Source organism: Acidithrix ferrooxidans (assembly GCF_000949295.1).
Lineage (GTDB): Bacteria > Actinomycetota > Acidimicrobiia > Acidimicrobiales > Acidimicrobiaceae > Acidithrix > Acidithrix ferrooxidans.
The window spans coordinates 19,924-29,212 of the sequence record NZ_JXYS01000104.1; the positions used below are offsets into that span (position 1 = coordinate 19,924).

At 46.6% G+C, this 9,289-nt stretch carries 9 protein-coding genes and 1 pseudogene; 7 read left to right on the forward strand and 3 right to left on the reverse strand.

Annotation, left to right across the window (positions count from 1 at the left end):
- Positions 1-6: 6 nt before the first annotated feature.
- Positions 7-498 (reverse strand): molybdopterin synthase catalytic subunit, encoded by a 492-nt coding sequence (locus AXFE_RS15335; RefSeq protein ID WP_052606827.1) that lies wholly within the window; start codon positions 496-498, stop codon positions 7-9.
- Positions 499-678: 180 nt separating this feature from the next.
- Here AXFE_RS15335 and AXFE_RS15340 point away from each other — a divergent pair, with 180 nt between their 5' ends.
- The 3 genes from AXFE_RS15340 to AXFE_RS15350 all read left to right on the forward strand — a co-directional run bounded on the left by AXFE_RS15340 (position 679) and on the right by AXFE_RS15350 (position 4,640).
- Positions 679-1,878 (forward strand): PDZ domain-containing protein, encoded by a 1,200-nt coding sequence (locus AXFE_RS15340; protein ID WP_052606828.1) that lies wholly within the window; start codon positions 679-681, stop codon positions 1,876-1,878.
- A 181-nt stretch (positions 1,879-2,059) separates the two neighbouring features.
- Positions 2,060-3,232, forward strand: coding sequence for a zinc-dependent metalloprotease (locus AXFE_RS15345; protein WP_082058816.1), 1,173 nt, complete (start codon positions 2,060-2,062; stop codon positions 3,230-3,232).
- Positions 3,233-3,311: 79 nt separating this feature from the next.
- Positions 3,312-4,640 carry a hypothetical protein gene (locus AXFE_RS15350; protein ID WP_152626144.1) on the forward strand — a complete coding sequence of 443 codons (1,329 nt, stop codon included), beginning with the start codon at positions 3,312-3,314 and terminating at the stop codon, positions 4,638-4,640.
- Positions 4,641-4,660: 20 nt separating this feature from the next.
- Here AXFE_RS15350 and AXFE_RS15355 read toward each other — a convergent pair whose 3' ends face one another.
- Positions 4,661-4,927 (reverse strand): hypothetical protein, encoded by a 267-nt coding sequence (locus AXFE_RS15355; RefSeq protein WP_052606831.1) that lies wholly within the window; start codon positions 4,925-4,927, stop codon positions 4,661-4,663.
- Positions 4,928-6,542: 1,615 nt separating this feature from the next.
- Between AXFE_RS15355 and AXFE_RS15360 the strand changes: the two genes are divergently transcribed.
- Both AXFE_RS15360 and AXFE_RS15365 read left to right on the forward strand, forming a co-directional pair.
- Complete coding sequence (locus AXFE_RS15360; RefSeq protein ID WP_052606835.1) at positions 6,543-6,785, forward strand: WhiB family transcriptional regulator; 243 nt, start codon at positions 6,543-6,545, stop codon at positions 6,783-6,785.
- Between the two features lie 6 nt (positions 6,786-6,791).
- Entirely contained in the window at positions 6,792-7,637 is an 846-nt protein-coding gene (locus tag AXFE_RS15365) for a hypothetical protein (RefSeq protein WP_052606832.1), read from the forward strand.
- A gap of 86 nt (positions 7,638-7,723) precedes the next feature.
- On the opposite strand, the gene AXFE_RS15370 is transcribed toward AXFE_RS15365, so the two are convergent.
- Positions 7,724-8,437, reverse strand: coding sequence for a Druantia anti-phage system protein DruA (locus tag AXFE_RS15370; protein ID WP_160291895.1), 714 nt, complete (start codon positions 8,435-8,437; stop codon positions 7,724-7,726).
- 303 nt (positions 8,438-8,740) lie between these two features.
- Between AXFE_RS15370 and AXFE_RS15375 the strand changes: the two genes are divergently transcribed.
- A complete protein-coding gene (locus tag AXFE_RS15375) occupies positions 8,741-9,013 on the forward strand; it encodes a hypothetical protein (RefSeq protein ID WP_052604141.1) in 273 nt (90 codons plus the stop codon).
- A gap of 54 nt (positions 9,014-9,067) precedes the next feature.
- Positions 9,068-9,289: pseudogene (locus tag AXFE_RS15380) on the forward strand (DDE-type integrase/transposase/recombinase); the annotation flags it as partial.

The following is a 9,289-nucleotide window of genomic DNA, read 5'->3' on the forward strand; positions in this document are numbered from 1 at the left end:
CTTTAGTTATAGCTCCTCGAACTGCGTAACAACATTCGCTCCAAGCGCCCAGTCGCTACCATTTGACCAGTGTTCTTTCTTCCAAATCGGCGAAGTCTGCTTCAAAGTATCTATGCAAAATTTGCTAGCAACAAATCCCGATTCTCGGTGCTCGCTCGACACGCCAATAATAACGCTGGATTCCCCTAAAGCACACAGACCTAAGCGATGGTGAATGGCGACTTTTAGGACGCCTTCAAACCTCGACATGGCCTCATTGGCAATCTTCAAAAAAGAAGGTACCAACTGCTCTTCGTATCCTTCGTACTCCAGTGAGTCAACCCCATCACGTCCCTCTGAATGGTTTCGAACATTCCCGGAAAAAAGCACGACGCCGCCAGCGCGATCGTCGCCCAAAAACGAAATCACATCGTCAAAGGAAAGCGCCTTACGCGCTACCTTCAACCAAATAGTTTCGCCCTGAAATTCATCGGGGCCAATCAAATCTGACGAGTTCAATCATCACTCTTTCCGCGCTTGGCTTCTTAGCGAATTCCTACCTTTATAGCCTAACGTACATACCTTTAGTTTCGCTGAGTTAAAGATGGTCAAAATAGGAAAACTTTGGGCATCAACAGCAACTTTTGTGCTTAGGTGCTTTGATCTCCGGCCATCTCTCAGCTATCGTTATTACCTGAAATGGCATTCAACGAAAATGACCCGGAGTGGAATGAGGAAGACGGCGACGACGAACTCGGCCGAGGTGAGATTCTGCCCCCGGACGATCGAATCTGGATGCATCCAAGCGAAATCTCCTTCCTGCATCTAACTTCAAAAAGACAATCAAAACTGAGTAGGTTCAAAGATCGACTTTATAGATTCCCAATTTCGAGTGTCATTGTACTTTTGTTGGTGGGGATAGTTCTTGGAGCCTCAGCGCAATATGGTCTAACCTCAATGGCGTCTGCCTCCCCCAAGGTCCCAAAGCCGACATCCAACACCTACAGTTCTGTAGTATTGCCAAGCGAACTTTCTAAGAAAATTTCCATTGAAGCTTTAGCAGTCACAACAATAAAGACCAGCAGCGGAAGTTTTTGGGAAGCTGCTACTTTCGTCAATTCCTCGCATTACCTGGTAACATCTGCCGCAGCCCTCAAAACCAACGAAAAACTTCTGGTCAAAGGAAAGGGCAACAAATGGTCCATGCTCTCGGTCACCGCACTTGATCCATTGACCAATTCAGCAGTTTTGCAGTCGACAAATAGCTCACCCAACTTCATTCCCCCATACTCAAAAGATCTACCGCCAGTTGGAGCACTCGAAGAGCTGATATCCCCTCAACAAAAGGGCGCCAAAAATAAGGTAATTACGGCCGAGGTCAAAGCGACGTCAACCCCATTAACGCTCTCTAAATCGATCTACATACCAAACAGCATCGAGCTTACGACTCAATCACAGAACGTAACCCTGGGATCGCTGGTGCTCGACCCAGAGGGCGATCCGGTAGGGATAGTCGTAACAACTAAAAAAATAAAGCGCCAAGTAATAATTTATGCCACGCCAATGCCCTCATTGATAAGAATCACGACGATGGTTGCAGAGCACAAGGCAGTAAGTCACGGTTATCTTGGTGTCTCTGGACTAACTACCAATAACCCAGCTCCAAAGAGTTCTGGCTCTGCCGTAAAAGTCACATCAATCGCACCAAATTCCCCAGCACAACTAGCTCACATTGCCATCGGGTCATATATCACTTCCTTGAATGGCTTAGCGATAACGTCGCTTCCGCAACTCCAAGGCATCCTTGAGTCAACAACTCCAGGAACCAAAGTTAAGCTAGGGCTCTATATGGGGTCAAAGCGTGAAACGATAACTATAACAGTCGGCAAACATCCATAAATGTAAAGGACGCGAATCAGTTAATTTCAGCTATCAACCGTTGTGATGCGATTCTTCTTCTAAGCTTTAGCTCATAGCTTTCAAAGCAGACTGTCAGCATCAACTGCAATGATTAAATCAAATTACTAGAACTTTTCAGGGCCAAAATAAATCACAGTTCGGCCAAGTAACGGGGTAAGAGATGACCAATAATCCGTTCGGGAATAACCCGTTCGAAACAGTACTTAAAGACCTAATGAAGGTGATTGGCGGTCAAAACAACTTGGCTTCAACAGTCGCAGGTCAGTTCGCGATTTCTCTATCCTCCCAAGACGGAGGGGATGCAAATATAGATCCAGTTCAAAGAATTCGAGCCGAATCCATCTTCGAAATCGCCAAGCGCGAATTGGCATCCAACTCTTTGATCTCAGATATCGCCTTTACCAATGATGTAAGTGTCGTCTGCGTCTCACGCCTTGAGTACGTTCAACAAGTTTTGGTAAGCTATCAACAGCTCATCTCGCAAGCAGAAGAGCTGTCAAAGACCTCTACACCCGCCTCTTTTGAGGACGAGTCAATGCAAGAGATCGAGATACCAGGACTTCCTTTTGGTCAAATGGCAACCCTAATGGGGCCAATGATGACCGGGGTCAATGTCGGATCTATGCTTGGCCATCTTTCGCAAGAAATCCTAGCTAGCTACGAAGTCACATGGCCCATCGACGGAAACCAGATTTTTATTCTGACTCAAAATCTGGATACTTTTGTTTCCGACTGGAATCTAAAGATCGACGAAGCGACAATGTGGACATCGCTCAATCAAATTGCAATGGGCGCCATCATGAAACAACCAGCAATCAAAGAGAAGCTTTACGCAATAAACCAGGCTCACACTGGTGCTTCAATGAAGCTATTAGAGACGATGTCAAAGCAGATCGGAGAGATGGACCTCAGCGACCCTTCCTCTATCGAGGCTCTAGCATCCAATCCAGCTGCAATCATGAACATCGAACTCTCCCAAGAGCAAGAAAGGTTGATCAGACAGAGCCGTTCAGTCATCGCTGTAGTAGTTGGTTTGGCAGATTATGTCGCATCCAATGCGGCGCGTCACCTATTGGGCACCTTCGATTCCTTGGCAGAGGCGACTCGCCGGAAAAGAATTGATCGTCCTCAGGGTGTGGACCTATTCGAAAAAATCTTCGGCATCGGGGCTGACGCGGGAACTTACGAACTAGGACATAAGTTCATATTTGGAGTTTTAGAGAGAAATGGCGAAGAAGCTCTCGCTAGGATCGTGAACGACTCAATTGCATTTCCGACCGCAAATGAGGTCGAGGCACCAGGACTTTGGCTTGCGAGGCTCGAAACGCTTTGATATTCCAGCAAATATTTGATACGTCAATAACAAATATTTGCATGTAAAGGCCAGATCACTATTTGACGATATGCGAGATATGGAGTGGCCAAATGAAAAATCACCAGATGAAGAGTTTCTAGCCGACTACTTCTCATCTCACCAAGTATACGAATATCCATCTTTCGAAGCATCCCCAAAGGAAGCTATCGAAGACTTCAATGAACCAATTGAGAATCCTCAATCTTTAAAAAATGATTACGAGGGTTTCGAAGCAGCTCTATTGAAGATCGCCAATTTAGACCCATTGGAAAGTGGGAAAGGTTATGGATACTTCAACGAAGATGAAGAGCCTTCAGATCCAAAAGTAATTCCCAAACTTGATACCTTCGTCAGTGAGGGAATCAAATCAGAGTCGATCGATCTCGATCATATCCCGAGCAACGACGACGAATTCATAGAGATACCATTCAACCCCGAACCATCGTACAACTTTCACTACCAGAATCCATTCACTGGCGAAGAAGCCGAATATGTCTTCAAAGGGGACGCGTCTTCGAAAGTTGACCCGGTTGAAGAGCAACCTCTTGCAAGAGAAGTGCCTTCAGAAGCAGGTACCTTCGGCAAGAGCGGAGCAGAGCGGCGTTTCATGGGCGCAAGATCTTACGTAGATCCCTACCCATCAAAAGGAACCGACGAAGGTCGTAAACGAACTCCTGGAATAAGCGCGGATGCATTCAATGCGCTAAGACGTACGGCGCTATTTGCGAATCCTGAGACGTCCGTTCGAAAATCATACTTCGAAGTAATGGATCCAGAGGAAGACGGCAATTCTATAGAAAGCGATTCTGATGGGCTAGGCAACGATCATATGCCCACGAGTTCGATAAAGTTAAAAGTAGGCACGAATAATGCCAACGATACGGTACAACCACCCAAACAAAGGCAAATCATTACCTTCGGCGTCAGTAGTGCAATCTCGCCTCACAGTTCCGAAATCACCGGCTTCTCCTCACGCGTAGGTCGAGGAAAAGCACCTTCGAACTCAGCCGAACATTCAGTGGTAGACAGAGCCAAATCAGCTCCGATAACAGCAAGTCCAGGAAATCCTTCAGACGAATCGCGTGGCAACGAAGAAGGATTCTTCAAAGACCTCGAAACAAAAAATAATATCTTTGGGAATACCATGGAGTTAGATTCGAAAAGAGTAGCCAAGGAGTCGAACCAGGCCCATCCGATCCCATGGTCGAGAGGCGACGACGACCTCTTTAGCACCAACGCCAATATAGATTCATCGTCACATTCAAAGGGTCGACGCGGAAGTCGGAGGAAGAACGAGATCGCCTCCGATCCAATCACCGCAGAAATAACAATAACTCAGCCAGCCAAAAAATCCAAAATTATGGCGATTCTGACCAAAAAGCTCTAAGCACTTTATTAAGTTGTGAACTAATCGTCACCGGTTCCGAGATCCCAGACAAGAGTAACCCTCTCGATCTCAGAGTCCTTGACGATTCGTTCACGATTTCTCTTAAATTGGGGGTCGTGCGGCGGAAGTAGCATCAATCTAGCCAAAACTCTTTGTCGGAAAAGATCAACGACCTTGCGCTCTCCACCCGTGTGATAGACCTCCCAGTGCGGCGCAACGGGACCTAGATAAACTATTCGAGCACTCGCCAGAGGCGGAGAGTCAATCTCATTTTCCACATACGACATAATAGACAACCTGACTTGAACACTTAGGAATCTTCAAATAACAATCTAGGCCGCGACGGCGGAAATCTCGCAACGATCCCAAGAATACGCCAAGCTTGAACACATTCACATAGATCCAGCCCCACAGTTCCAAACCAAAGAGATTCTCATCTCGACCGAACTAAGCGTCTATTGGACGCCACAGAAGTTGAGCCATGGACAATCACCCAGTTCGCCGCAAGACTAGACAGTAGGAAATAGTGCAATAAAAGCCAGATCGCGGAAGTATCAAAGCGCCACCATTATTGCTCTCCGGTGTTATTACCCCAAGAGGTGCCAGGCATCGATCCCAGAAATAAGCCGACAAGGGCTACGTTTGGTCTTTATGTGGAGTGCCCATGGAAACAGATTGTCCTTTAGCATTGGATCCAACGAGTCAAGGATCCCAGGCATATTCCTTAGGGCTTAGATGCTTCTGCCCACTGGGTTTCCACCACTGGGCAGGTAAATGACTAGCATTGTTGCATTGCTAACCTCGGTCATTCTTGGTATGAAGATTGACCAAGGAAGTCTTTTTTGGCCAACTTGGTCGAGGCCCACCAGGACCAAGTTGCAAAATCTTAGCAGGACCTTATCCTGTGGTTGTTTGCTCCGCGCGTTGCGTTGATCATAAAGGCTTCGCTATTTGCATAGCCGATAGCTGCCAACATTGGCAATTGGAGTATCTATTTTTGAATGAAAATTGCCATGACGCCACGAGGCTGAAGAGTCCTTTACATCCTGGAGTGGAAGCTCAGCAGTAAATTGGCCCCAGTTAGCTTGACGAGGTGGCCCCGTTTTTAGAGACAATATTTCCTGCCATTGAGTTTATGATCAACTACTCAAAATCAGAAAAGGAATAATGCCACCAAAATTCACGCCTTTTAGATTAAAACATAAGTGGTTAAAAAAGAACAAGATGTTATTAGCCCTGATGCCTTAGCAATAGAGGCTAGATATTACAAGAATAGCAACTCTCTTTGGGCTCCAAAATCTCAGAGACGCCCCATCTCGTGGCAAGGGAGGCATAGCCGTGACGCAACCATAAAAGCACTAACTCCAAGTCAATGATCGAGCAACCAAGAGCAATAGCCACAGGCATAATAAACGTTTATATGCGGGCGTACCAGAAAACTGCGAACTAGCATCTGGCGAACTTCACGCTTGTCGAGCAAGATTTGAAGAAAAACAACAAACGTGCGGTCCAATCAAGATTTGGACCATTCAAAAAGAGTTAGCATCCTAGATCCTACAACCACAAGGGAATAGCGATACGATCACTAAATGTAGCGGAATTACCCTCAGAATGATCTGGTTTAGCAGTAATCTTAGAGTTAGAAGAACAAGCCAAATAAACAAATCGATCTAAAAATTACACAGGGGTTGCTAACGGGGATAATTTACAAGACTTAAAATCATATAATCGTATCATATAATCAAAAAGGAATACTTTGGTGCTTCTTAGCATTATTTATTTTAACTAGAGGTGATCCGATACTTAAAATGATCCTACTATCATGGCTTTCACGCCATGATGAGTTCGACAAAGAACACTAGGCAAAGAGGTGGGGTGAGCGGCTTGAGGGATACCTCTTGGATGGGAAATGGCAATTGCAGAAATCTGCCACCAGACCTATTTTTTCCAACAGATGGCGCAGGAGTTGAAGTCGCAAAGCGCATTTGCGAAGGATGCCCAGTGTTAGACATTTGCCTGGACTACGCAATTGAAAATCATGTAGACCACGGAGTTTGGGGCGGAGAATCAGAAAGATCTCGTCGTAGAATCGCCAGACAAAGAAGAGTCCATCTACGCTCTAAACAGTCACTTCGAGATCTATAAGTTATCGTGTCGATTGATTCGTCTAGCTTTTTCGGCTTAGAGGTTGTTGCAAACGTCTCCGAAGGTCAGCGACAAAACGTAATTGATGAGATAGCAGTCGCTAGTGGTACGTCCCTTTTAGATCTCCACTCCGATCCTTATCACAATCGATCAGTATTTAGCCTTTATGGTAGAACACTTCGCGACGACCTTAGGTCTCTAGCAATTAAAACAATCGAAAAGATAGATATTGCAAGTCATCACGGCGTACATCCGCGAATTGGCAGTCTAGATGTAGTACCGTTCGTCTGGTTGAATCTGGACCTTGGGATATCAAAATGCACGGAGGACGATGCAAGACAAGCTCGAGACCTCTTTGCAACTTGGTTGTGGGAAGAGCTTTCGGTGCCATCATATCTGTATGGAACAGGCCGAACGCTTCCTCGACTACGATCCGACTTCAACGCCGGACAAGCACCCGACATAGGTGACCTCTCAAAGGTTCAGCGATCTGGGGCAGTGGCAGTTGGTGAGAGAGGACTGCTTGTAGCCTACAATCTCATAGTTGAAGAGACTTTAGAAAGCGCAAAATCGATTGCCGCCCAGCTTCGATCCAAATATGTTCGTACTCTTGCCCTGGAAGTTGGAGGATCCACTCAAATATCAGCCAATTTGATCGAGCCACTCGATTTTGGACCAATCGAATTCTATCGCGCCGTCGCCAAATTGACAAAAATTAGCTCATCGGAACTTGTTGGACTAGTGCCAAGCATAAATCTATCATCAATGACGGATGAATATCTACGTCCGTTCGGTCTCTCAAAAGATAAAACCATCGAGGCAGCCCTCCAGCGACAAGGGCTTATCCAATAAAGCTTTCAGATGATCAAAAATCGTAAACATTCGGCCAACCCGTTAGAGAGTGACCTCCCGGGCCAATCTGATATCCTGTTGCGTTTTCACTCGGGTGAATCAAGGATGCTCCGATAGTTACGGTGCAGCGGGTAGAGATAGACGTCCTTGACAGAGAGAGCGTATTGGTTGTAGCGATCAAGTTTGCCCCGACCTTTGGTTTGCCCGACACGGATCCAGTTCGCCGCCTTGTAGCTCGCTCCGGTGAACCTGGCAGACTCCACGAAGGTCTCCAAGAGTACAGGTTGGTACCCGTAGGCGAGTTGCCAGTCGCCAGGGAGGCGGCGAGCGACACGGGAGAGGATGTATGAGGCGAGGTTCACAACACGTACCTGAGGAAGAATGAGAAACCTCGCGTTGCCAACCACAAGGTGCAGCCGTGCTTCGCGGGTCGCTTTGTCCCAGCCGATATAGTTATCGCGTGGTGCGCAGCTCCATGGCGAGGCAGCGAAGCCGATCGCAGCGATAGTTCCAGAGGAGCTCTCGATGAGATAGCGCCCCTCAGCACCGGCAAAGGTGGTGTAGCCGAGGTAGTGGTAGCTTGCAATGAGGTTTCGCCAGCGCTGCTTTTGGGCTTTGGTATCTGCTATGGCGAACTTGATTGGACAGAGATCGTCGAGCGATTCAGGATAGGCAAAGGGTAGCTCAGCGATTGGCTCTGCGTAGCGGGTGATGCGGCCGTTGCCGTTGCCATGCAGTGGCTTAGGCAAGGTGATGAGTCCGTCTCTGTCCATGCGCAACAATGCAACGCGCGCCGACATGTCCTTCTTTGTTGCCAGCAACATTAAATTGACCCAGGATCGCCAACATTAAATTGACCCACCCTCCAGTAAGACTTGTCTGTGGAACATTCAAAACCACCCAGGTGCAATCAAATGCTTCAAGGGCAGGACATTAATGAATTTAATTGAATTAAGATCACAAGGACACAGCTATCACGAAATATCTAAACTTGCCGGTGTATCTAGGAATACTGTAGCTAAGTACGTTCGTGATGGAGCAATGTGCGAAACTAAACCACCTAGAGCGCCTAGGGGATCAAAACTTAGGTCCTCTATAAGGAGATGATTGATGGTTTTGTCAAAGACGGATTGATCAGTGCTCCAGCGATACTCTCTCGAATAGAACCTTTGGGCTATAGCTCTAAAGAAACGACGATCCGTAATTACGTAAAATCTATCAAACCAAATATTCGACCTCACGCCAAGGCGACCATTCGCTATGAAAGCAAACCGGGAGCTCAGATTCAACTTGATTGGGGACTCTTTGGTTATGACGATCACCGAGGAACAAGGAGAAACATCGCTGGACTTATGGTGACAATGGGTTATAGCTAAAGGGTCTATCTAGAGTTTGCCCTAACAGCTGACATCTATGGCTTTTCTACCTGTTTGATCAATGCTCTTTATTACTTTGGTGGCATAACCGATGCATTTCTTACCGATCACATGAAAACAGTTGTCCTTGGTGGCTCAACCACTCAAGGATGGGACCTAAATAGTCACACGAGCGACTTGGCTAAATATTTAGGTATATCAATCAAGTTAGCTCCAGTGAGAAGACCCCAGACAAAGGGCAAAGTAGAACGAGGAATACGATACGCCAAGGATAAC

Coding starts and splice junctions, on each gene's coding strand:
- AXFE_RS15340 (WP_052606828.1), top strand. CDS start 679: ATGGCATTCAACGAAAATGACCCGGAGTGGAATGAGGAAGACGGCGAC.
- AXFE_RS15345 (WP_082058816.1), top strand. CDS start 2,060: ATGACCAATAATCCGTTCGGGAATAACCCGTTCGAAACAGTACTTAAA.
- AXFE_RS15350 (WP_152626144.1), top strand. CDS start 3,312: ATGGAGTGGCCAAATGAAAAATCACCAGATGAAGAGTTTCTAGCCGAC.
- AXFE_RS15355 (WP_052606831.1), bottom strand. CDS start 4,927: ATGTCGTATGTGGAAAATGAGATTGACTCTCCGCCTCTGGCGAGTGCT.
- AXFE_RS15360 (WP_052606835.1), top strand. CDS start 6,543: ATGGGAAATGGCAATTGCAGAAATCTGCCACCAGACCTATTTTTTCCA.
- AXFE_RS15370 (WP_160291895.1), bottom strand. CDS start 8,437: ATGTCGGCGCGCGTTGCATTGTTGCGCATGGACAGAGACGGACTCATC.
- AXFE_RS15375 (WP_052604141.1), top strand. CDS start 8,741: ATGATTGATGGTTTTGTCAAAGACGGATTGATCAGTGCTCCAGCGATA.